The sequence below is a fragment of the Rhodoluna sp. genome (assembly GCF_024639375.1).
Taxonomy (GTDB): Bacteria; Actinomycetota; Actinomycetes; order Actinomycetales; family Microbacteriaceae; genus Rhodoluna.
This window is the reverse complement of sequence record NZ_JAHEIM010000011.1, coordinates 33,487-55,149: the sequence shown is the minus strand read 5'-3', so window position 1 is coordinate 55,149 and position 21,663 is coordinate 33,487. Positions and strand designations below refer to the sequence as shown.

The following is a 21,663-nucleotide window of genomic DNA, read 5'->3' as shown; positions in this document are numbered from 1 at the left end:
GTTAAGTGCTTACTTGGCCTTCTTATTCGGCTGTTCGCTGAGGGGTAAATCGGCCTTTTCGAGCTCGGCGCGCATCTTGGCTTCCATCTCGGCATAAACCTTGCGTTCGGTAGCATCCGCACGCAGAATTCCACGCATGATGATCCAGAAAATGCCGCCAACCAGCAACGGTGGCACAAATGAAAGAAGTGAATCCCAAAGAATTTGCCAGTCCACGATGCCTACTTGACCAACGGGAACATGATGGTCTCGCGAATGCCAAGACCGGTGAGGCTCATCAATAGGCGGTCGATGCCCATGCCCATGCCGCCCGAAGGTGGCATGCCAAACTCCAGCGCCTTCAAGAAGTCTTCGTCTAGCTTCATGGCCTCTGGGTCGCCCGATGCGGCCAGGGTTACCTGCTCAACAAAGCGGGCACGCTGAATAACCGGGTCAACCAACTCTGAATAGCCGGTGGCTTGTTCATAACCGCGAATGTAGAGATCCCACTTCTCCACCACGCCAGCCTTGCTGCGGTGGTCGCGAGTAAGCGGTGAAGTGTCAACCGGAAAATCAATTACGAAGGTTGGCTTCACAAGGTTGCCCTTTACGAAGTGCTCCCACAGTTCTTCGACATACTTGCCAGGCAGCGGGTGATCGATTTCGATTTCAACCGATGAAGCCAGCTTCTTGAGTTCTGCCATTGGTGTCTCTGGTGTGATTACCTGACCACAAGCTTCGCTTAGTGATTCATACATCGAAATGCGTGGCCATTCGCCACCAAGGTCGTTGATCTCGCCACCCTCAAGTTCAACCTGGTGAGTTCCGAAGACATCCATAGCGGCATTTTGAATTAGCTGCTGAGTTAGGTCGGCGATTGAGTTGTAGTCACCGTATGCCTGATAAGCCTCGAGCATCGCAAACTCAGGTGAGTGAGTTCGGTCGGCGCCTTCGTTTCTAAAGTTGCGGTTGATTTCGAAAACGCGATCGATGCCACCAACTACTGCGCGCTTCAAGAAAAGCTCAGGTGCGATGCGCAAGAACAACTCGGTGTCGAATGCGTTTGAGTGGGTCTTGAACGGGCGGGCCGAAGCGCCACCGTGAATGGTCTGCAACATCGGAGTCTCAACCTCGATGAATTGCTGTGCGTCAAAAGTTCGACGCAGTGACTGCATCACCTTTGAACGAATCTGCACAACCTCACGAGCGCGGTCGCGAACAATTAGGTCAACATAGCGGTGACGAACGCGGTATTCCTCGCCAAGTTCGTTGTGCATGTTTGGCAACGGGCGAATGGTCTTTGCAGCCATCAACCACTCGTCGGCAAGAATCGAAAGTTCGCCGCGCTTTGAGGTGACTACCTCACCGGCAACAAACACGTGGTCGCCAAGGTCAACGAGTTCTTTCCAAGCTTCAAGCTGCTCTTCGCCAACTTTGTCGAGCGAAAGCATGGCCTGAATGCGCTGACCCGAACCAGCCTGCAAGGTTGCAAAGCAAAGCTTGCCGGTGTTGCGCTGAAAAACAATTCGACCAGCCAGGGCAACTTTGTCACCGGTGGCCACGTCAATTTCAAGTTCTGGATAAGCCGCGCGCACACCGTCGATTGTGTGGGTGATTGGCAGGCTCACCGGGTAGGCGTCGTTTAGCTCGTTTAGGCGTTCACGCTTGGCAAGGCGAACGGCAATCTGCTCGGGCAGGTCTTGCTCTAGATCCAGCTCAGTTTCTGGCTGTTCGCTCATGCGGGTGCTCCTAAAAAACGATTTCGATGTTGTCGATCAATCGGGTTGTGCCCACCACAGCTGCGATAAGCATTAGCGCCCGGCCCTTGAATCCATCTTGAATGGCCTCAAAGCTGTTTGCATCGACCAAGGCAATGTAGTCAAGTTTAGCCTCAGGCACCTTATGCATCACGGTTCTAGCCGATTCCAAGGCTGCGGATGGGCTCGTGGCCGTTGCATGCCCAACGCGAAGCGCTGCCGAGAGTTGCGTGGCTACCGCATGCTCATGCTGGCTCAAATAGCGGTTGCGGCTCGAAAGCGCCAAGCCACTTGGCTCGCGCAGAGTGGGTGCCTCGATTATCCGAAGCTTTGCAAACTGCTTGGCGGCCATTTGGCGAACCAGAAAAACTTGCTGGGCATCTTTGGCGCCAAACACGGCAATGTCAGGTTGAACCAATTCAAAGAGTCGAGCCACCACGGTGAGCATGCCATCAAAGTGACCCGGTCGAGAAGCGCCTTCAAAAAGCTCACCGATGTGACCGGCTTGCTGAGTAATTTCGGTGTTGCCCTGATAAACATCGTTCACGGTTGGCAAAAACAAAAGATCGGCGGCGGCGCTTTGCAACAGTGCCGAATCGGCGTCAATGGTGCGCGGGTACTTTTCAAAATCTTCACCAGCACCAAACTGCAACGGGTTCACAAAAATTGAAACCACAATAAAGTCGGCGTGCTTTTTTGCTTCGGCAATCAAAGACAAGTGGCCTTCGTGCAACGCACCCATGGTTGGCACGAAGCCAACTTTTTTGCCTGCAGCTTTTGCGGCACCAACTGCAGCGGCAAGCGCTTCGCCAGTTTTTGCGGTTATCAACCCAGCAGCTCCTCGGGGTCGAGTGGTTTGTGGCCATCGGCTAACGCTTGCTCAACCGAACTGCGCACCAACGGCCCCAGCACAGCGCGAGCATTCTCGGCACCGATGCCTTCAAGCAAACCAATTGCCTGATTCACAATCATCGCCGAGAAATTGCTGGCAACCGAAACTGATTCAAAATAAGTTGCACGATTTTCTTCGCTAACCACAATTGGCTCGGCGCCCATTTCAATAACCAACGCTTGCGCAATTGGCAGTGCAGCATTTGGTGCCGAAACCGCAAAATAACTTTCGCGAATTTGCGCTAGATCAATTGAGGTTCCGGTGAATGACATCGCTGGGTGAATTGCAAGTGGAATCACACCTTGCATTGCAGCGGGAGACAGAACTGAGTATCCAAACTCGCCTGCAGTGTGCGCCACTAGTTGACCTTGACGCCAAAGTCTGCCCTCGGCAATTGCGCCAACCAAGGGTGCAATCTCTTTTGCCTCAATGGCCAACAAAACTAAATCGGCTTGCTCGATAATCTGCGGCATCGAAACAATAGGCACACCGGGAAGCATCGCATCGACGCGCTCTTGGTTAAAATCTTCGATGGCAGCCAAGCCAACCAGCACGTGACCGGCCCCAGCTAAGGCCTGACCCAAAACCACACCAACCGGCCCAGCGCCAATTACGCCTACGCTTAGTCTTCCGTCACTCAAGCTGGGGTCACTTCTGATGAGCCGGCGCCTGGCCCGCTACCGATGGTGCCGTTGCCGTCATCCTTGATGCGACAAGCCTTTTCAACCAGTATTCCCGCTAGCAGCATGACCAGCGAGACAACTAGGCCAGCGACGTTTTGCCAAATAGCGGTTGAGATAACCGGGGCGGTTGCCTGAAACCAAACCAAACCAATGTGCCATCCGGTGAATAGTGAAGCAGCAATTGCGATTGCCTTAGCCAACAGCACCAAGCGAACCGCATAAAAAGGGTTCACGCGTTTTGCAACGACCCCGGATGCCTTCTTGAGTGCGCGGTTGTATTTGAAAACTGGGATTGCCGCGAGCGCCAAAATAATTGCAATCGCCGGAAGAGTGATGATGATGTTTAGTTGCGCAACTGGCACTGAGCCACCATTGGCAACAATAAGTTTGGGCAAAAGATAACCCGCTGTGGTTGCAGAAATTGCCCACCCCAGCAATGTCACCAAGCGAGTTTGTTTCACTTGACCAACCAAACCTGATCTTTTAGCGGTGCTGCCAATTCGGCAACGCGACCGTAGCCCGGCAAAACAGCTTCGGGCTCAAGCATCGCCCATGGCACCAAAACAAATGCACGCTCAGATGCGCGCGGGTGCGGAATGGTGAGCTCCTTAGAAACTTTCAATTCAGAGCCAAAAGTGATGATGTCGATATCTAAAGTTCGAGAACCCCAAGGCTCAAGTCGAATGCGACCGTGTTCGTTTTCAATGCGGCGAATTTCGGCAAGAAGTTCTTTTGCCTTCAACGTAGTTTCAATCGAGACAACGCCATTCAAATACTTTGGCTTGGTTGCATCAACACCTTCAACAGTCACTGCGTCTGATTCAACAAAAGGTGAACACAACACGTTTTTGATTCCAGGTGTGCTGGCCAATGCTTTTAGTGCCGATCGCAAAGTTTTGCGACGCTTGCCCAGGTTGCCGCCGATGGCCAAGATTGCGTGTTCGGTCATTACTTGGTTGCTCCAACGGTTACCGAAACATCGGTGAACACATGATCAATTGGTGCGTGCGGTTTGTGCACTGTGATTTCGGCATCGATGATTGGGCCAGGCAATGCCAAAACCATCGACAGCAAACGCTGCGCCAAAGTTTCAATCAGGTCCACTGGTTCGCTAGCAACATTGGCAGCAATCAGGTCGGCCAACATTCCATAGTTCACGGTCTTAGCCAAGTCATCCGCTTTAACTGCCGCGGATGCATCCAGCCACACGGTTGCGTCGATGAAAAACTCTTGCCCGTTGGTGCGCTCAAAGTCCATAACTCCGTGGTGCGCAAAAACGCGCAGACCAGTCAGTTTGATTTTGTGCATGGGTTAACTCTGCCCTATAAATTGGGGTTATTTTTCACCGGCCGAGTGCAGTGCCTCGACCATGGCAATAGCATCGCTGGTGGCAATCACGTTGTGCACCCGCACGGCCCAAAGCTTGCGTTGAATCAACAGTGCGGTGAGCACGGCAGTGGCCAAATCGCGACGCTCGTTGCCAATTTGCCCGTCTTCACTGGTCTCTAGCTGGGCATCCAGCGCGGCGGCAATAAATCGTTTGCGGCTGGCACCCACCAAAATTGGCAGGCCAAGCTTCTCAAGTTCATCTAGGCGGGCAACCAACTGCCAGTTCTGCTTCATGTCTTTAGCAAAGCCAAGGCCCGGGTCAATCACTATCTGGGCTCGAGCCACTCCGGCGGCTTCGGCCGCAGCCACTCGTTGATGAAGCTCGGCGGTAACCTCAACTGCAACATTCTGATAATCGGCCAGCGAATCCATGGTGTCGCTAAAGCCGCGCCAGTGTGAAATTACCAAGGTGGCACCGGTGGATGCTGCAACGGCCAACATGTTGGCATCAGCCAAACCGCCAGAAACGTCATTGATGATTTTGGCTCCCACAGCAACTGCGGCAGCGGCAGTCGAAGCGTTCATGGTGTCGATGCTGATTTGCACTGATGAATTTCCAGTGGTTGCCAGCTCGGCAACGATTGCCTCGATAACTGGCAGCACTCTTTGCTGTTCAACTTCAGCACTTACTTGCGCGGCGCCTGGCCGAGTTGATTCGCCACCAACATCAATGATGTTTACGCCACCCATAATCAAAAGGCGTGCGTGGTCGAGTGCTGAATCAACTGAATTGAACTGCCCGCCATCGCTGAATGAATCTGGTGTGACATTGAGCACACCCATAATTAGGGGCCGGTGAAAACTGCTCATTTAGAAATGAGGCCCATTACTTCTGCGCGTGCCGCTGGTTCTGCATAGCAACCACGACTTGCCATGGTGATGGTGTTTGCTTCTGGCTGGCGTGCACCGCGAGAAACTACACAGTGGTGACGAGCTTCGATAACCACCACAACACCCTTGGTGCCCAAGCCTTGTTCAAGTGCATCGGCAATTTGTGCAGTTAGGTTCTCTTGCAACTGTGGTCGTGCAGCAACAATTTCAACAAGCTTTGGCAAACGACCAAGACCAACAACGCGATCGGTTGGCAAGTAGGCAACGTGTGCCACACCTGTAAATGGCAACAGGTGGTGTTCACACATCGAAACGAATTCGATGTCTTTCAAGATCACAACGTCGTTGTGTTCGGCTTCGAATGTTTCACCGAGTGATTCACTAGCGTCAACGCCAACGCCTTTGAAAAATTCACCGTATGCAGCAGCCACCTTTTCTGGGGTGGCAACCAATTCAGAACGCGTTGGGTCTTCGCCGATGGCCAACAAAAGTTCAACCACCGCCGCCTTTACGCGTTCTGAATCAATCACAGTGAACTACGCCTTTGGCTTGCGTGGTGTGGTCTTGCGAGCAACCGGCTTCGCCGCCTCAGCCTTTGGTGCAGCGGTCTTGCGCACTGCAGGCTTACGGGTTGGCTTAGCAACCTCAGCTGCTTCGGCGGCGGCGCGAGCCTTGACCTTTGCAGCCGACGAGCCCTTTACCGGAATGGCAATTGGGCCCTGCTTTGAAACCGGACGGCTCTTCTTTGACAACCACTGTGGGCGCTGCGGAAGCTTCTTGACCGGCTTGAAGATTGTGGCAATCTCATCGGCCTGCAAGGTCTCGCGCTCCATTAGCTCTTTAGCCAGTGCGTCAAGCACTGCACGGTTCTGGTTCAAAGCCTTGTAGGCCTCGTCGTGAGCGGCATCCAAGATTGCTTGAATCTCGAGGTCAATCTGCTGCGCGGTTGCTTCTGAATATTCACGAGCCTGAGCCATGTCGCGACCGATGAAAACTTCACCGCCGTTGCCGAATGAAACCGAGCCAAGCTTGGCGCTGAAACCATATTGGGTAACCATTTGACGAGCAATTGAAGTTGCCTTTTCAAAGTCGTTTGACGCACCAGTGGTTGGGTCATGAAAAACAATTTCTTCAGCAACGCGGCCACCCATTGCATATGCAATTTGGTCAAGCAGTTGGTTGCGAGAAACGCTGTAGCGATCTTCAAGTGGCAACACCATGGTGTAACCCAATGCACGACCACGAGGCAAAATGGTTACCTTTGAAACTGGGTCGCTGTGGTTTAGCGAAGCAGCAACAAGCGCGTGACCAGCTTCGTGATAAGCGGTGTTCAAACGCTCGCGGTCTTGCATCAAGCGTGACTTCTTTTGTGGGCCACCGATAACGCGATCGATTGCTTCATCCAAAGTTGCTGCAGTAATTTCTTTTTCGTCTTGACGTGCGGTCAACAACGCGGCTTCGTTCAAAACGTTGGCCAGATCAGCACCGGTGAAACCAGGTGTGCGTCGAGCAACACTTGCCATGTCAACATCCGCAGCAATTGGCTTGCCCTTTGCGTGCACCTTAAGAATTTGCTCGCGACCCAAAAGGTCTGGAGCGCCAACGCCAATTTGACGGTCGAAGCGACCCGGACGCAACAACGCTGGGTCAAGAATGTCTGGGCGGTTTGTTGCAGCAATCAAAATCACGTTGGTCTTTGAATCAAAACCATCCATCTCAACCAACAACTGGTTAAGGGTCTGCTCGCGCTCGTCGTTGCCGCCGCCGATGCCGGCGCCGCGGTGGCGACCAACTGCATCAATTTCGTCAACAAAGATGATTGCCGGTGCAGCTTGCTTGGCCTGCTCAAAAAGATCGCGCACGCGTGAAGCACCAACACCAACAAACATTTCAACAAAGTCAGAACCTGAGATTGCAAAGAATGGAACGCCGGCTTCACCAGCAACTGCTTTGGCAACCAATGTCTTACCGGTTCCCGGAGGGCCATACAAAAGAACACCGCGAGGAATCTTGGCGCCAACCGCTTGGAACTTCTCTGGCTCCTTTAGGAACTCTTTGATTTCTTGTAGTTCTTCAAGAGCTTCGTCTGAGCCGGCTACGTCGGCAAAGGTAACAGTCGACTGCTCCTTGTTAACCAACTTGGCGCGTGACTTGCCAAAGTTCATAACCTTGCTGTTGCCGCCCTGCAGGCCAGACATCAAGAACCAGAAAATGGCACCAATGATGATGAACGGCAGCAATGTGCCAAGCAGAGCCAAGTACCAAGGGGTGTTCTGAACGTCGTCGTTGTAGCCCTGGGTGATGTGGGCGTTAGCAACTGCCTCAACTACCTGTGGGCCACGAGCAGCAACGTAATAGAACTGCACGTGCTTGCCATACTTGGCGTCTTCAAGCACCAAAGTCATGTCAACGCGCTGGTCGGTGCCAAGCACGGTGACCTTTTCAGCCTTGCCATGCTCTAGCAAACTCAAGCCATATGCGGTGTCAACAGTCTTTACGCCTGAGCCGCTGATCATTGAAGAACCAACGAGCAGCACCATTACGGCCACAAAAATCCAGATGAATGGACCCGCGAGGATTTTTTTGAAGTTCATGAGTGAGGACTAGCCTCATTCCTTTCTAGGAGTAAACCGCCGGTGAAAGCACTGCAACGCCTTTTAGCGTGCGGTAATTCTCGTTGTAGTCAAGGCCATAGCCCACTACAAACTCGTTCGGAATATCAAAACCAACAAGTGCGACATTTACTTCCACTTTTGCTGCATCTGGTTTGCGAAGCAGTGCAACTACCTCAACCGAAGCGGCACCGCGAGCCTCTAGATTGCTCACCAACCAGCTCAAGGTAAGGCCTGAATCGATGATGTCTTCAACAATCACAACGTGACGGCCCAGCACGTCGGCATCCAAGTCTTTAAGAATTCGAACCACGCCAGAAGAAACCGTGCCCGAGCCGTAGCTAGAAACAGCCATCCAGTCCATCTGAACCGGAATCTGCAGCGCACGAGATAGGTCAGCCATAAACATGACCGCACCCTTCAGCACGCCAACCAGCAAAACTTCTTTGCCCGTGTACTTCGTATCTATGGCGGCAGCTAGTTCAACAACTTTGGCTGAAATCTGCTCTTCGGTGACAAGCACCTTGGTGATTTGATTTTCTACCTTCGAGAGGTCCACTCAGCAGGCTCCTGGCTTAAGGGTTTTTGTGGTCTTTAGGGCGATCTGGTCGCCCATTCGTTCAACTCTAATGCCTGGCAGGGTGAGCGGTTTTTGCCCGTGCCAGCTATCCACAAGGTCGTCAACCCCGCGGATGTGCACGCGCGCAAGCATCGGTGCTCCAAGGGTCTCGGCTGCCCGCTGCACAACTCGATGACGAATGGCCAATGGCAATTTTGCGAACTCGGCAACTTCGAGGTTGATTTGGGTGGCCTGAAGCTTGGCCACACGTTCAAATGCCTCATCAGCCAACTGGGTTAGCACTTCGTCGTCTTCGCGCATTTGGGCCGCGGTTCGAGCCAATGCCTCGGCAACCCCTGGGCCAAGCTCGGTTTCAAGCGCCGGCAACAAGTTGTGTCGAACCCGCACCCGGCTAAAGCGTTCATCTTTATTCATTGGGTCGTGCCAAACCTCAAGGCCGCTATCGGCACAAAAGGCTTCGGTAGTTTCGCGGGTGATTGCCAATAGTGGGCGAAGGTAATTGCCCGAATCGGCGGCCATGCCATTTAGCGATCTTGCCCCTGAGCCACGAGCCAAACCAAGCAGCACGGTCTCGGCTTGATCATTCAGGGTGTGACCCAGCAAAACCTTGGCCGCGCCAAATTCAATAGCCGCTTCGGTGAGCGCCGCATAGCGAGCATCGCGGGCCGCCGCTTCAGGCCCGCCAACTTCGCCAACCTCAACGGTTCTGATTTCAACTGGCGCCAGGCCCAAAGCACGAAGACGTTCTGCAACTGTTGCGGCTACCTGCGCCGAACCCGGTTGCATTTGGTGGTCAACCACCACTGCCCCGGCGCGCAATTCAGCACGAGGTGCTTCAAACGCTGTTGCGGCAGCCAGGGCCAAACTGTCGGCACCACCGCTGCAAGCAACCAAGATCAATTCGTTGGCATTCAGGCCGGCGGCATCCAAAGCGCCTCGCACAGCACGACGAACGTCGGCAATAGCCGGCGTTAGCCTTGGGCGGTCTGGCATGGTGGCTCTTTTCGGTAACCTTTTATTAGTCGCATGAGCACCTACAGCCGCGCGAATCAATGCTCGCCTCAACTCTATTTAGGAGAACCATGGGTTACGAAGTAGTTATCGAGATTCCTCGCGGAAGCCGAAACAAATATGAAGTCGATCACGAGACCGGTCGCGTGCACCTAGACCGCGTTTTGTTCACTCCTTTTGTCTACCCGGTTGATTACGGATACTTCGACAAGACCCTTGGTGGCGATGGCGACCCACTAGACGCTTTGGTGCTTCTTGAGTTCCCAGTGTTCCCAGGTGTAGTTGTAGACGTTCGCCCAGTTGGCGTTTTGCCAATGGAAGACGATGGCGGCATCGACGAAAAGTTAGTTTGTGTTCCAACCAAAGACCCACGTTGGTCACACATTCAAGACATCAACGACGTGCCTCAGCAAACTAAAGATGAGATCAAGCACTTCTTCGAGCACTACAAAGACCTAGAGCCTGGCAAGTGGGTAAAGGTTGGCGAGTGGGCTGGCAAGGATGTTGCCGAGAAGCTAATTGCCGAAAGCTTTGCTCGCTACGAAGGCTAAAAGTTTTGCAGTAAAAAATCCCCAACCGACGGGTTGGGGATTTTTATTTAAGTCTTAGGCAGATGGTCTACCCGCGTAAGGAAACAACTCTCCATAACGCAACGGCACAATGCGCACTGTGCGCGCAGGGTTCGGCGCTTCCATCATCATGCCGCCACCGAGAAAAATCACCACGTGATATTTGTCGCCGTTGAATGCACTCTCTTGTGAGTACCACATGAGGTCGCCGACAACCGCTTGGTTCAAAGGAATCAACTTGCGTGCCTGCGCCAAGGTGTTGAACTGGTTTGTTGCAGAGTGAGTGCCGATGTAAATTCCGGCAGCTGCATAAGAAGCCTTGGTTAGACCCGAGCAGTCCCAAACATCTGGGCCCATTCCGCCAAGCACATAGCGCTCACCGAGTTGTTCTTTTCCAAACGCAATTGCAGTTGCAACTTTTGCTTCGTTGGCTGAGCCAACGTTGTAAAGCTCAGGCGCAATCGGCATTGAGGTGCCTGCGTTCTGGCGGGCTTCTGCAGCAAGGCCTTCGGCTCGCTGACGTTCGAGATCTGCGGCAGTGTCTTTTAGATTTGCAAGCTGCGCATAGGCAACTTTGTTTTTGCGTTCGCTTTCGTCAACAATGTTTTGCACTTCTTGGGCAGCATTGGTTGCTTCAACAAACGCACTCTTCGCAACTGCCGCGCGTGATGCCAATTCTTTTTTAGCAACTGCAAGTTCATCAGAAACACTTTGCGCGTAGTTCTGTTTCAAAATTGCTGCGTTATAAATTGTGTTGCTTTGCTGAGCAACTTTTTCTTGGGCGCCCAACTGGTAAAGCAGGTCTTCGGCTTTGCCGGAGTTCAAAAACAAATTCATCGATGTGCCGCTTGAGCCATCGCGATACATCTGCGCAGCAATTTGACCGAGTTGCTGTTTGGCTTCGTTAGCTGCGGCACTGGCCGCATCGGCCTGGCTCTGCAATGCATTCACCTTGGTGGTCATTGCGTCTACCTGGTCTTGAGCCTGGTTAAAGGCCTCTCCCTTTATCTGGGCAACCTTTGCGGCGGCATCGGCCAGCTTGGCCTGAGCGGCAATTACCGCTTCAAGGCGAGCAATCATGGCCTTCTTCGCTGTCACGTTTCCCCGGGCCGCAGCTACTTCAGCGGCGCTCGGATAACTTGGCACCGCCCATGATGGAGACACCGCTAATCCAGTTAAAACCAAGCCACTGACCGCCGCGAGGGCAATCAGCGAGCGAGAAAAACGGATTTGCATAACTTCGAAACTAACACGGGTTGGCAATAAAGCCACGGAGCGACTATTCTTGACCCTTGGTGCTATGAAGTATCTCTTTGTAGGCCCCATCGTTTAGTGGCCTAGGACGCTGCCCTTTCACGGCAGTAGCACGGGTTCGAATCCCGTTGGGGTCACCAAATTATGATTTAGTAGTAGCAACAAATGGTCCTGTAGCGCAGTTGGTTAGCGCGCCGCCCTGTCACGGCGGAGGTCGCGGGTTCAAGTCCCGTCAGGATCGCTTCACACGAAGCCCTTCATTTGGAGGGCTTTTAGTGAAATTGGACACTTTGTGTTCAAGGCTCTGTAGCTCAGTTGGTAGAGCGAACGACTGAAAATCGTTAGGTCACCGGATCGATGCCGGTCGGAGCCACGAAAACCTCATGACTTCTCACGAGCATGAGGTTTTTGCCTTTAAGGGGCAACCTAGACTGAAAACATGTCAACTACCCCAGCCTTAGTAATCAAGCAAGCCAAAGCGGCCATGGTCAAATATTCAATTGAGCGCCGTGAAGTTGGCACCACCGATGTAAAAGTGGCTATCGCCTACTCGGGCATCTGCCACTCAGACGTTCACCAGGGCCGCGAAGAATGGGGCAGCGCCTTATTCCCAATGGTTCCGGGCCACGAAATCGTGGGCCACGTAATCGAAGTTGGCGCTGGGGTCACAAAATTCAAACTTGGCCAAACCGTTGGCGTTGGCGTTTTCGTAAACTCATGCCGCGAATGCGATGCTTGCAAAGCAAACCTTGAAAGCTACTGCGAGAAGGGGCCGGTTGGTTCTTATAACGCCACCGATTACAACGGAGAAGTTCAATACGGTGGCTACGCAAAAGAGATTGTCACCGACGAGCACTTTGTAGTCAGCATTGCCGACGGCGTAAATCTTGCTGAGACCGCGCCACTGCTCTGCGCGGGAATCACTGTTTATTCACCACTAAAGCACTGGGGCGCAGCACCCGGCAAAAAGATTGCAATTCTTGGCATGGGTGGTCTTGGGCACATCGCGGTTAAGTTTGCCGTTGCCCTTGGTGCCGAGGTAACAGTGCTCGGTCACTCGCTAAATAAAAAAGATGACGCAATGTCATTTGGCGCAATTGACTATCGTTCCACCGCAGACAAGCAAACTTTCGTTGATCTCAAAAACAAGTTTGATTTCATTTTGAACACCACCAGCGCAAACATTCCAATTGACGATTTGCTTGGGCTAATCAAGCTTGATGGTTCGTTGGTTTTTGTTGGACTCCCGAGTGAGAGCCAAGAGTTCAATGTCTTCGGTGTCACAGGAGCCCGCCGTTCAATTAGTGGATCACAGGTTGGTGGACAAGTTGAAGTTCAAGAAATGCTTGACTTTGCAGCCGAGCACAAAATTGGCGCAACCATCGAGCTTCTTGATGCAACCGAAGCGGCAACTATTGACGCCGCCTGGAATCGCGTTGTTTCAGCCGACGTTCGCTATCGCTTTGTGATCGACGCACAAACAATTTAATTTCGACTGCGCGAAATTAAATGACGGCCATAGTCCTCGGATTCATAACCTCACTGGTTTATGGCTTTGCCGACTTTGCCGGCGCAATCGCAGCCAAGAAAATCAAACCGATCACCGTCACATTTGTTGCCGGTTGTTCTGGTTTGGTGTTGTTGTGTTTTTTCAGCATCTATCTTGGTGCCAATTTCTCATCCGAAGGTTTGCTGTGGGGCGTGCTGGGTGGCATCGCTTCGGCATTTGGCATCGCGTGCCTTTATGCGAGTTTGGCACTTGGTCCAATTTCAATCGTCTCGCCACTTGGCGCAGTGATCTCGGCAATCGTGCCGATGATTGTTGGCTTTGCGCAGGGTGACCGCTTCTCTGCTCTGGGCTTTGTGGCACTCGCCGTAATTTTGATAGCGGTTGTGTTAGTTGGTTTTGTTCCCGGCGATGACGTGCGGTTGCCGTCGGTTCGAGCCATTTGGTTTTCAGTTGGTGCAGGTGTTGGCATTGGCTTCGTGATGATTGCTATGGATGCGTTTCCGCGCAACTCTGGTCTGGCTGCACTCATCACTTTGCGAACCGTCGCCATCACGCTTTTGGGTGCCTTTGTTTTGATTTCGTATTTGCGCACTCGAGGTACCGCAGCAACCCGCGAACCTATTGGCATCAAGTGGTGGCTGCTGGTTTCGGCCACTGGCTTCTTAGACGCCTCGGCCAACGTCACCTTCTTGTTGGCAACCCGCGTTGGTTCGCTTTCGGTGGTCAGTGTTCTAACCGCGCTCTACCCGCTGGGCACCATAATTTTGGCCCGCATCCTCTTGAAAGAAAAAATCGCCCGCACTCAGCAGCTGGGCATTTTGTTGGCGCTTGCGGCCAGCGCCGTGCTTGCCATTGCCTAGTCAATAACCAAAGTAGATTTGGCACATGTCTAAAACACCTAATCGCTGGATCGGCCTCATCTTCATTTCGATGGCCATCTCACTTGTCATCATCGACGGCACCATCGTCAACACAATCTTTCCGGCGGTAATCACCGATCTGCAGCTCAACTCATCCGAGGTGCAGTGGGTTCAAGAGAGCTACGTGCTCGTATTCGCCTCTCTGCTTTTGGTGTGGGGCTCTTTGGCCGACAGATTTGGTCGTCGACTCATTCTTCTAATCGGTATCGCCATCTTTATTGGTGCTTCGATTTGGGCAGGTTTTAGCACCGATGCCACTTCAATGATTTTGGCTCGTGTGGTTCAGGGTGTTGGCGGTGCAATGGTTTTGCCAACCACCTTGTCTTTGGTAAATGCAAACTTTGAAGGCAAAGAGCGCGGCATTGCCTTTGCAATTTGGGGTTCAACCATCGGCGGCATGGTCGCCGTAGGCCCTGTGCTTGGCGGCTGGCTGGCGACTGATTTCAGCTGGCGCTGGGCATTCAACATCAACGCACCAATCGGAATCGCAATCGTGATCGGTCTTTTGATTTTCGTGCGCGAGTCAAAGCAAGCTCACCGCGAAGGTGGCGTTGACTTTGTTGGCGCAATCATTTCGGTGTTCATGTTTGCCACTTTGGTGTTTGCCCTTATCGAAGGTCGCGCCTACGGCTGGTGGATGGCTAACGCTAACCACCCATTCGAAATTGGTTCTTTCGCGTGGCGCACCGACGGCATCTCAATCATTCCGGTTGCCTTCATGTGGTCGGCTGTTTTCTTCTTTCTTTTCGTTGCGTGGGAGCGCCGCCGAGAGCGCGCTCACAAGAACGTGCTGCTTGATCTTCAACTTTTCAAAATTGCAAGTTTCCGCAACGGTTCAATCGCAGCACTCATTATTTCTATGGGTGAGTTCGGTCTTTTGTTTGCAATTCCACTTTGGTTGCAAAACGTTGAAGGCCTAAGCGCAATTTCTTCTGGTTTGGTTTTGTTGTGGCTTGCCGGTGGAGCCTTCCTTGCCTCAGCAGTGGGCGGCGCAATGTCGGGCAAGTTGCCGGCAACCTATGCGGTTCGCCTTGGTGTTGCACTTGAGATGGTTGGTGTGGCCGGTATCGCTTTGGTTGCATCACAAGCTGGCGGCTGGTTGCAAGTTGCGCCCTTCCTGCTTCTTTACGGAATCGGTGTTGGTTTGGCAACAGCACAACTTACCGGCGTAATCATGGTTGATGTTCCGGTTCAAAAAATTGGTCAGGCATCGGGCTCACAGAGCACCGTTCGCCAGATCGGTTCAGCCCTCGGCATCGCCGTATTGGGAACAATCCTGTTCACCTCAAGCCAGAGCGCAATTGAGGCACGCATCATTGACCTCGATGCACTGCAGAGCAGTTCGCCTGCCGACCGCGCATCACTGGCACAGGCAATTGCGTTGCCGGTGGTCGACTCAGCCGGTTCAAACATCCCAAGCATTTCGCCTTCATTGGTTGCAGCCGGCGCACCTCAGTCGACTGCCGATGCTATTGAAAATGCCGCTAGAGATGGATTTACCGATGGTGTAAAGGCTGCTGGCTGGGCTGCTGCTGGTTTCTTGGCACTTGGTTTTGCTGCTACTTTCAACCTTGGTTCAAAGGCTCGCAAGCCTGAAGAAGAGGCCGAAGAGGCAGAAGTAGCCCAAGGCTAAATCTCGTTCTTTTTAGAGGAGTAGAGTTTCTCCTCGTGAATGAAATACAGCCAAAACGTTGGTTTCTGGGCAAAAAGCTTTCGAGCAAAAACCTAGAAGGTCAGCTACTTCCTAAGTTCATTGCGCTACCGATTTTTTCTAGCGACCCACTTTCATCGGTTGCTTATGGTCCGCAAGAACTCTTGATGATTCTGACCCTCGGAGGTGTGAGCTTCTTAGCTTTCGCGCCGGGCATCGCGGCTGTTGTTGTCTTGTTGCTAAGCGTCATCATCCTTAGCTACCGAAAAGTAATCAAGGCCTACCCCTCTGGTGGTGGTGACTATGAAGTTGCCATGAAGAACCTTGGCAAAAAGCCCGCACTCGTTGTGGCTTCGGCTTTGTTGCTTGACTATGTGATGACTGTTGCAGTTTCGATTGCTTCTGGAACAGACAACCTAATTTCGGCTTTTCCTACCCTGGACCCATATCGCGTTGAGATCGCAGTTGGGTTCATTATTTTGTTGACCGTTGTAAACCTTCGCGGTGTTCGTGAATCTGGTGTTGCATTCGCGATTCCTACTTACCTATTTATCTTGACTGTGTTCGTGATGATTGGTGCCGCGATTGTGAAGCTCATTGCCGGCGAACCAATCACCGCACCATCGGCGCAATATGCAGTGCACATTGAAGATGCTGTTGCCGGCACCACGCAAGCGGCCATGATTTTGCTGCTGCTGCGCGCATTTGCATCTGGTGCTGCTGCGCTAACCGGTGTTGAGGCAATCGCCAACGGTGTTCAGGCTTTTAGAAAGCCAAAGATTCTCAACGCACAAAAGACCTTGATGCTTATGGGCATCGTGGCGATCTTGATGTTCATCGGTGTAATCAGCCTGGCTCTCATCTCTCAGGTGCACTACGCCGAGTTCCCTTGTGAGCAATTGCCTGACTGGAAGGAGTGTGCCACTGCACCTCAGCTTTCAGTAATGGCTCAGATTGGTGTGGCAGTGTTTGGCCCGGGCTCAATCTTGTTCTATGTGTTGCAAGCAGCAGCCACCGCAATTTTGTTGTTGGCAGCAAACACCGCATTCAACGGGTTCCCGCTTCTTTCTTCAGTCTTGGCTAAAGACAAATTCGCACCTAAGGCTCTGATGACCCGCGGTGACCGTTTGGTTTACTCAAACGGAATGCTTTCGCTGATGCTGGCATCACTCGTAATGATCATCGTGTTCCAAGCTTCGGTTACCGCACTGATTCAGCTTTATGTTTTGGGTGTATTTACCTCGTTCACCATTGGCCAGATTGGCATGCTCAAGCACTGGGGCAAGCTCATGAAGCCAAAGAAGAAGCTCACCGATGAGCAGAACACCGCTCATCGCAAGGAGGGCATCTCTGGCATTTTGATCAACGGACTCGGTGCCGTGATGACCGGTTCGGTTTTGGTAATCGTAACTATTACCAAGTTCTCACACGGTGCTTGGATGGTTTTCATCATCATGCCGATTCTGTTCTTGGTGATGTTCTACACCAACCGCTACTACATGCAGGTTGAGCGCGAAATTAAGATGGATGGCGAAACTCAGTTTGGCGCCAAGGGCGACTACGCAGTTGTGCTGATGGACAAACTAAACAAGCCTCAGCTAAAGGCTTTGGATTACGCGCTGTCTTCACGTCACACGCACCTTGAAGCACTGCACGTTGCAATCGACCCTGAAAGTGCTAAGAAGTTTGCAGCCGAATGGAAGAAGTACGAGAACGAACTTGGTTTGCCACTGCGCATTATTGAGTCGCCTTATCGTGAATTTTCTGAGCCGCTAATTGAGTTCTTGCAAGAGCACCGCAAGAACAACGGCAGCGAACGCATTTCCGTTTACTTGCCAAAGCTTGTTGTTGGTCACTGGTGGGAGCACATCTTGCACAACCACCGTGCCGGCCGTTTGCGCAAACAACTTATGTACCTTCGCGGCGTGATGGTTACCCTTGTGCCTTGGCGCCTTGAGTCTGCGGAATACAAAGACATCTTTGCTCGTCGCCCACTGCCAGGTGATGCACGTCGTGGTCTAGTGCGACCAGCACCTCGCCGTCACGGCAATGCTCGTAACACCGTTGCCCGCGTTCGTGCAAAGCGCATCGACGAAGACTAGTCTTCAATTTATGAAACCAACCGCCAAGAGCGCCGCACTAGTTTTTCTAGGTGGCGCTCTTGGCACATGGGGCCGATGGTTCATCGCCGAGGCTTCACAAAATCTTTTAGTCACCACCAACGAATTTGCTCACTACGATCAAGTGCTGGCTGCAACAATCGTCATGCTGTTTGCAGTCAACCTACTTGGCGCAGGCTTCTTGGGCTTCTCCAATAACTACAGTCGCTGGCAAAGTGACCTGCAGCGTGCGTTTTGGGGCATTGGCTTTGCTGGTGGCTTCACCACCATGAGCGGTGTGGCGCTTTGGATGTATCACCGCTCATTTTCTCCGGATGCGATCGCACTAACCATTGCGATGTTTGCTCTTGGTATTTGGGCCTATCGATTGGGTGCCAAATGGGCTCGCTAACCGTGGCACTTTGGGTGACCCTGGCTGGTGGCCTTGGTGCAGTCTTGCGATTCATCCTGGCTCAGTGGATTGGTCAATTGCCTTGGGGCATTCTGTTTGCCAACACCGCAGCTTCATTCTTGCTTGGCCTATTCATCAATGGCGACCTAGCCACCACCGTGATTGTCTCGGCTCTTGCCGGAGGGCTCTCGACCTTTAGTTCTTTTGCTGGCCAAACCGCCGCATTCTGGTCGCTTCACCATCGCGCTCAAGCCATTCTCAATTTCGTGGCCAATCTGGTGCTGCCATCCACAGGCGTAATCGTGGGCGCAGCTCTGGCAACCACCCTGCTAAAATAGCCCATAGTTTTTACTCCCACACAGGTTAGGGGGGTCTCGCCATGGGGCGTGGCCGTCAAAAAGCAAAACACACCAAGGTGGCTCGCGAGCTAAAGTACTTTAGCCCGAACACCGATTTGACTGCGCTTGAAAAAGAAATTGGGCACATTGCCCCTGCTGCCACCGGCTTTGCCGGCGATGCCGAACCTGAATACGAAGACAAGTGGGCCGATCTTTACGGTGACGACGAGTCAGAAGACGACTCCGACGAAGACGAAAAGTAGCGCTAGAGACTTTCGGTGGCACTAACCCTTCTGGCAACAAATTATCTTGAGTTGCCGCTGGCCGACCTAGAGGTCTTAGACCAGCACGCAGGTCAAATTCGAGATGCCCTACTGGCCAACAAGACAATTTCAGCCGCCGGCGCCGTGGTGCTCAACACCTGCAACCGTTTTGAAATTTACCTGGATGCCGACGCGGCTTCGGCTAAACCAGCACTCACCGAAATCAGCTCGGCAACCGGTTTATCCGTGGAGTATCTAAGTCAGGTTTTCAAGATGTCGACCGATAACCTCGCGAGCCAACATTTATTTGCGGTTTCGGCCGGTCTTGAATCAATGGTGATTGGAGAGGAAGAAATTGCCGGTCAAGTAAAGCGCGCATTCACTACTGCGCAATCGCATGGCCAGGCATCAACCTCACTGATTCGCCTGTTTCAAAAATCAGCTTCGGTTTCAAAAGCGGTTACCAGCAAAACTGGCCTTGGTGCTGTGGGGCGATCAATCATCAATGTAGCTCTCGATTATTTGACTGAACGCCATGGTGATTTGAGCGCCAAAAAGGTTTTGTTGTTTGGCACCGGTGCCCACGCTCGCATTGTGGTTTCGGCGCTGCAGCGTTTAGGCATTTCACACATCGAAGTTTTCTCATCCTCTGGTCGCGCACAAGACTTTGCAGGCACTCGAGGTTTGATTGCGGTTGCCGCGGATGACTTCGATAGCGCAGTTGCTCGCGCACAATTGATTGTTGCTTGCAGTGGTTCACAAGGGCACATTATTGATGCCAAATCTTTGGCCGCGAATTCATCAAAGCCGTTGTTGATTATTGATGTTGCATTGCACGCCGACGTTTCACCCGAAGCGGCCAACTCGCCCGATGTCGATTTTGTGAACCTCGATGTGATTCGTCGTCACGCTCCTGCCGAACACAGTGAAGCAATTTTGCAAGCACAGCAAATGGTTAGCGACGCAGCAACCGAATTTGAGCAAGAGCAGTTGCAACGAAACCTTGATCCTTTTGTTTCTGCGATTCGCGGCAAGCTCACACTTTGGATAGACGAAGAAGTTGAGCGAGTGCGATTGCGAGACGGTGAGGCTGCGGCCGAAGAGATCAAACTGCAATTGACTGCGATGGCCAACTCGATGCTGCACGAGCCTCTCACCCGCGCCAAAGCATTGGCCGCCACTGGCGACGAAGAGAACTACCGCAAGGCACTTTTGGTGCTGTTTGGAGACCCTCGTGTCTAGCCCACAACCCGCTCTGCGCCTGGGAACCCGCGGTTCTAAGCTGGCCCTCACCCAAAGCAAAATGGTGGTCGAAATGTTGGCCAAGGTGCTCAAGCGCGACATCGAATTGGTAGTCATCAAAACCGAGGGCGATGAAAATCAGGGTTCGCTAATGCACCCAATTCGCCCTGGTGTTTTTGTCTCGGCAATTCGCGATGCGTTGTTGGCCAACGAAGTTGATTTGATTGTGCACTCGATGAAAGATCTACCAAGTGCAGGAATGCTTGGCTTGCACCTAGTTGCAATTCCTGAACGCGAAGATTACCGTGACGTGATTATTTCTCGCAGTGGTGAGGGCCTCATGCAATTGCCAGCTGGTTCAACCGTTGGCACATCGTCACCTCGTCGTGCGGCACGCATTAACTTTTTGCGACCAGATCTTGAGACCAAACCCATCCGAGGCAATGTTGATTCACGCGTGCAAAAAGTGCGCGATGGAGAATTCGATGCAGTGGTGTTGGCAGCTGCCGGTTTGAAACGACTAGGTCGCATCAGCGAAGTGACCGAATACCTAACCGCAGATCAACTATTGCCGGCACCGGCACAAGGTGCGCTTGCAATTGAGATTCGAAACGGCGACCGCGACCTAGCCAAGGCGCTTGAAAAACTTGATAACAAAATCACCCGCACAATCGTTACCGCAGAACGTGCAGTATTGGTTGGTCTTGGTGCATCTTGCCGCACCGCTATTGGTTCATTTGCGCAACTAAACAAAAACACGCTCACTCTGGTTGCCGAACTCAGCGATGCAACAACGAACGAGCATGAACGTGCCGAGATGTCGATTGAACTCACCAACGTTGACCCGGTTGGCGAAGCGTTTCAGTTGGGCCTGCTAGTTGCCAGGCAATTAGCCGATACCAAAGTTGGCAAACGATTGGCCCAAAATGACTAAACCGGTTTTGCTGATTCGCGCAGATGCCAACGAGCCCGATGCCGAAGCACTAAAAGCGTTGGGCCTTGGTTCGGTAATTGACCCTTATATCAACATCGCCAAAGCAACTAGCGCCACCGATGCTGTCACCCTGCTGGCCGCAATCAACAACGCGACGCATAACACCTGGATGGTTGCCACCAGCGCAAATGCAATGCGTTGCCTGGCCGAGTTGGTTGGCGAAGCAAATCTTCGCGCTGCGATGAAAAACCCAAACTTGCGATTCGCGGCGGTTGGCGAACGCACCGCCAAGGCACTCGTGCAACTTGGTGCACAAATGGTGGCCGCTCCCGAGCAAGCCGACTCGCAGAGCCTCGCTCAACTTCTCGTTGAGCTAACCCCGGGCACCGCGATTATCCCAAGTGGGCAATTGGCCCTGAAAGAGTTGCCTGCCGCGCTCACTTCGGCGGGCTGGCAAATCATCAGCGGTGTGGTTTACACCACGGTGACCGTGCCAACCGAGCCAACCACCGCAGCCGCCGCGCGAGCCGGCGAGTTTTCGGCCGTCGTCTTTAGGTCGCCAAGTGCCGCCCGAGCCTTCTTGCAATTCGTACCACAGCCCGCAATGCCATTGATCGCGGCCGGTTTTACTACGGCAAAAGTCCTTGAGGATTGGGGTCTGCAGGCAATTTCGGTAGCCTTGAACCCTACGCCCGCGGCTGTTGCCCAGGCAACCAAAGCCGCCACAGAAAGCTAGT

General features: G+C 52.7%; 24 protein-coding genes and 3 tRNA genes. 14 read left to right on the top strand and 13 right to left on the bottom strand.

From position 1 onward, the window contains the following. Positions 1–9 precede the first annotated feature (9 nt). The 12 genes from Q0L28_RS04865 to tilS are packed head-to-tail and all read right to left on the bottom strand — an operon-like array spanning position 10 to position 9,716. Complete coding sequence (locus tag Q0L28_RS04865) at positions 10–216, bottom strand: hypothetical protein (RefSeq protein WP_296632396.1); 207 nt, start codon at positions 214–216, stop codon at positions 10–12. A 5-nt stretch (positions 217–221) separates the two neighbouring features. After that, on the bottom strand, positions 222–1,718 hold the full coding sequence (gene lysS / locus Q0L28_RS04860) for a lysine--tRNA ligase (RefSeq protein WP_296632394.1): 1,497 nt from the start codon (positions 1,716–1,718) through the stop codon (positions 222–224). A gap of 10 nt (positions 1,719–1,728) precedes the next feature. Continuing rightward, positions 1,729–2,565, bottom strand: coding sequence for a pantoate--beta-alanine ligase (gene panC / locus Q0L28_RS04855; protein ID WP_296632391.1), 837 nt, complete (start codon positions 2,563–2,565; stop codon positions 1,729–1,731). Continuing rightward, complete coding sequence (locus Q0L28_RS04850) at positions 2,562–3,269, bottom strand: Rossmann-like and DUF2520 domain-containing protein (protein WP_296632388.1); 708 nt, start codon at positions 3,267–3,269, stop codon at positions 2,562–2,564. The genes panC and Q0L28_RS04850 overlap by 4 nt, the downstream gene beginning before the upstream one ends. After that, the gene (locus Q0L28_RS04845) at positions 3,266–3,772 is read right to left on the bottom strand and encodes a DUF3180 family protein (RefSeq protein WP_296632385.1); all 507 of its coding nucleotides are present in this window, start codon (positions 3,770–3,772) and stop codon (positions 3,266–3,268) included. The genes Q0L28_RS04850 and Q0L28_RS04845 overlap by 4 nt, the downstream gene beginning before the upstream one ends. Further along, complete coding sequence (folK, locus tag Q0L28_RS04840) at positions 3,769–4,260, bottom strand: 2-amino-4-hydroxy-6-hydroxymethyldihydropteridine diphosphokinase (protein ID WP_296632382.1); 492 nt, start codon at positions 4,258–4,260, stop codon at positions 3,769–3,771. The genes Q0L28_RS04845 and folK overlap by 4 nt, the downstream gene beginning before the upstream one ends. Next, positions 4,260–4,619 (bottom strand): dihydroneopterin aldolase, encoded by a 360-nt coding sequence (folB, locus tag Q0L28_RS04835; protein WP_296632379.1) that lies wholly within the window; start codon positions 4,617–4,619, stop codon positions 4,260–4,262. The genes folK and folB overlap by 1 nt, the downstream gene beginning before the upstream one ends. Before the next feature lie 27 nt (positions 4,620–4,646). Further along, on the bottom strand, positions 4,647–5,510 hold the full coding sequence (gene folP, locus Q0L28_RS04830; RefSeq protein ID WP_296632376.1) for a dihydropteroate synthase: 864 nt from the start codon (positions 5,508–5,510) through the stop codon (positions 4,647–4,649). Continuing rightward, positions 5,507–6,058 carry a GTP cyclohydrolase I FolE gene (gene folE, locus Q0L28_RS04825; RefSeq protein WP_296632537.1) on the bottom strand — a complete coding sequence of 184 codons (552 nt, stop codon included), beginning with the start codon at positions 6,056–6,058 and terminating at the stop codon, positions 5,507–5,509. Before folE ends, folP begins: the two co-directional genes overlap by 4 nt. 9 nt (positions 6,059–6,067) lie before the next feature. Beyond that, positions 6,068–8,125 (bottom strand): ATP-dependent zinc metalloprotease FtsH, encoded by a 2,058-nt coding sequence (ftsH, locus tag Q0L28_RS04820; protein WP_296632370.1) that lies wholly within the window; start codon positions 8,123–8,125, stop codon positions 6,068–6,070. A gap of 25 nt (positions 8,126–8,150) precedes the next feature. Further along, a complete protein-coding gene (gene hpt, locus Q0L28_RS04815; RefSeq protein ID WP_296632367.1) occupies positions 8,151–8,702 on the bottom strand; it encodes a hypoxanthine phosphoribosyltransferase in 552 nt (183 codons plus the stop codon). After that, complete coding sequence (gene tilS / locus Q0L28_RS04810; protein ID WP_296632365.1) at positions 8,703–9,716, bottom strand: tRNA lysidine(34) synthetase TilS; 1,014 nt, start codon at positions 9,714–9,716, stop codon at positions 8,703–8,705. Positions 9,717–9,805: 89 nt separating this feature from the next. Between tilS and ppa the strand changes: the two genes are divergently transcribed. Beyond that, complete coding sequence (gene ppa, locus Q0L28_RS04805; protein ID WP_296632364.1) at positions 9,806–10,285, top strand: inorganic diphosphatase; 480 nt, start codon at positions 9,806–9,808, stop codon at positions 10,283–10,285. Between the two features lie 54 nt (positions 10,286–10,339). Here ppa and Q0L28_RS04800 read toward each other — a convergent pair whose 3' ends face one another. Further along, the gene (locus Q0L28_RS04800; RefSeq protein ID WP_296632361.1) at positions 10,340–11,539 is read right to left on the bottom strand and encodes an NlpC/P60 family protein; all 1,200 of its coding nucleotides are present in this window, start codon (positions 11,537–11,539) and stop codon (positions 10,340–10,342) included. 82 nt (positions 11,540–11,621) lie between these two features. Here Q0L28_RS04800 and Q0L28_RS04795 point away from each other — a divergent pair. From Q0L28_RS04795 to Q0L28_RS04735, 13 genes are all read left to right on the top strand, one after another. Further along, positions 11,622–11,697 (top strand) — tRNA-Glu (locus Q0L28_RS04795). Between the two features lie 27 nt (positions 11,698–11,724). After that, a tRNA-Asp gene (locus Q0L28_RS04790) sits at positions 11,725–11,798 on the top strand. 59 nt (positions 11,799–11,857) lie between these two features. Continuing rightward, positions 11,858–11,930 (top strand) — tRNA-Phe (locus tag Q0L28_RS04785). A 66-nt stretch (positions 11,931–11,996) separates the two neighbouring features. Beyond that, complete coding sequence (locus tag Q0L28_RS04780) at positions 11,997–13,046, top strand: NAD(P)-dependent alcohol dehydrogenase (protein ID WP_296632359.1); 1,050 nt, start codon at positions 11,997–11,999, stop codon at positions 13,044–13,046. A 20-nt stretch (positions 13,047–13,066) separates the two neighbouring features. Continuing rightward, a complete protein-coding gene (locus Q0L28_RS04775; RefSeq protein ID WP_296632357.1) occupies positions 13,067–13,927 on the top strand; it encodes a DMT family transporter in 861 nt (286 codons plus the stop codon). A 25-nt stretch (positions 13,928–13,952) separates the two neighbouring features. After that, complete coding sequence (locus Q0L28_RS04770; RefSeq protein ID WP_296632355.1) at positions 13,953–15,620, top strand: DHA2 family efflux MFS transporter permease subunit; 1,668 nt, start codon at positions 13,953–13,955, stop codon at positions 15,618–15,620. A 35-nt stretch (positions 15,621–15,655) separates the two neighbouring features. After that, the gene (locus tag Q0L28_RS04765) at positions 15,656–17,740 is read left to right on the top strand and encodes an APC family permease (protein ID WP_296632353.1); all 2,085 of its coding nucleotides are present in this window, start codon (positions 15,656–15,658) and stop codon (positions 17,738–17,740) included. 10 nt (positions 17,741–17,750) lie between these two features. Beyond that, complete coding sequence (locus tag Q0L28_RS04760; protein WP_296632351.1) at positions 17,751–18,149, top strand: CrcB family protein; 399 nt, start codon at positions 17,751–17,753, stop codon at positions 18,147–18,149. Beyond that, positions 18,137–18,487, top strand: a complete 351-nt coding sequence (locus tag Q0L28_RS04755) for a CrcB family protein (RefSeq protein WP_296632349.1) — start codon at positions 18,137–18,139, stop codon at positions 18,485–18,487. The genes Q0L28_RS04760 and Q0L28_RS04755 overlap by 13 nt, the downstream gene beginning before the upstream one ends. Positions 18,488–18,528: 41 nt before the next feature. Further along, entirely contained in the window at positions 18,529–18,750 is a 222-nt protein-coding gene (locus Q0L28_RS04750) for a DUF3073 domain-containing protein (RefSeq protein ID WP_296632347.1), read from the top strand. A 15-nt stretch (positions 18,751–18,765) separates the two neighbouring features. After that, entirely contained in the window at positions 18,766–19,992 is a 1,227-nt protein-coding gene (locus Q0L28_RS04745; RefSeq protein ID WP_296632342.1) for a glutamyl-tRNA reductase, read from the top strand. After that, positions 19,985–20,926, top strand: coding sequence for a hydroxymethylbilane synthase (gene hemC / locus Q0L28_RS04740; protein ID WP_296632340.1), 942 nt, complete (start codon positions 19,985–19,987; stop codon positions 20,924–20,926). The genes Q0L28_RS04745 and hemC overlap by 8 nt, the downstream gene beginning before the upstream one ends. After that, positions 20,919–21,662: a uroporphyrinogen-III synthase gene (locus Q0L28_RS04735; protein WP_296632338.1), complete on the top strand. Its 744-nt coding sequence runs from the start codon at positions 20,919–20,921 to the stop codon at positions 21,660–21,662. The genes hemC and Q0L28_RS04735 overlap by 8 nt, the downstream gene beginning before the upstream one ends. Position 21,663 lies beyond the last annotated feature (1 nt).

Excerpts from the sequence above, each read along its gene's own strand:
- lysS (WP_296632394.1), bottom strand. The coding sequence starts at position 1,718 with ATGAGCGAACAGCCAGAAACTGAGCTGGATCTAGAGCAAGACCTGCCC.
- folP (WP_296632376.1), bottom strand. The coding sequence starts at position 5,510 with ATGAGCAGTTTTCACCGGCCCCTAATTATGGGTGTGCTCAATGTCACA.
- folK (WP_296632382.1), bottom strand. The coding sequence starts at position 4,260 with ATGACCGAACACGCAATCTTGGCCATCGGCGGCAACCTGGGCAAGCGT.
- Q0L28_RS04800 (WP_296632361.1), bottom strand. The coding sequence starts at position 11,539 with ATGCAAATCCGTTTTTCTCGCTCGCTGATTGCCCTCGCGGCGGTCAGT.
- Q0L28_RS04755 (WP_296632349.1), top strand. The coding sequence starts at position 18,137 with ATGGGCTCGCTAACCGTGGCACTTTGGGTGACCCTGGCTGGTGGCCTT.
- Q0L28_RS04760 (WP_296632351.1), top strand. The coding sequence starts at position 17,751 with ATGAAACCAACCGCCAAGAGCGCCGCACTAGTTTTTCTAGGTGGCGCT.
- Q0L28_RS04750 (WP_296632347.1), top strand. The coding sequence starts at position 18,529 with ATGGGGCGTGGCCGTCAAAAAGCAAAACACACCAAGGTGGCTCGCGAG.
- Q0L28_RS04775 (WP_296632357.1), top strand. The coding sequence starts at position 13,067 with ATGACGGCCATAGTCCTCGGATTCATAACCTCACTGGTTTATGGCTTT.
- folB (WP_296632379.1), bottom strand. The coding sequence starts at position 4,619 with ATGCACAAAATCAAACTGACTGGTCTGCGCGTTTTTGCGCACCACGGA.
- tilS (WP_296632365.1), bottom strand. The coding sequence starts at position 9,716 with ATGCCAGACCGCCCAAGGCTAACGCCGGCTATTGCCGACGTTCGTCGT.
- Q0L28_RS04780 (WP_296632359.1), top strand. The coding sequence starts at position 11,997 with ATGTCAACTACCCCAGCCTTAGTAATCAAGCAAGCCAAAGCGGCCATG.
- Q0L28_RS04735 (WP_296632338.1), top strand. The coding sequence starts at position 20,919 with ATGACTAAACCGGTTTTGCTGATTCGCGCAGATGCCAACGAGCCCGAT.
- Q0L28_RS04770 (WP_296632355.1), top strand. The coding sequence starts at position 13,953 with ATGTCTAAAACACCTAATCGCTGGATCGGCCTCATCTTCATTTCGATG.
- ftsH (WP_296632370.1), bottom strand. The coding sequence starts at position 8,125 with ATGAACTTCAAAAAAATCCTCGCGGGTCCATTCATCTGGATTTTTGTG.
- ppa (WP_296632364.1), top strand. The coding sequence starts at position 9,806 with ATGGGTTACGAAGTAGTTATCGAGATTCCTCGCGGAAGCCGAAACAAA.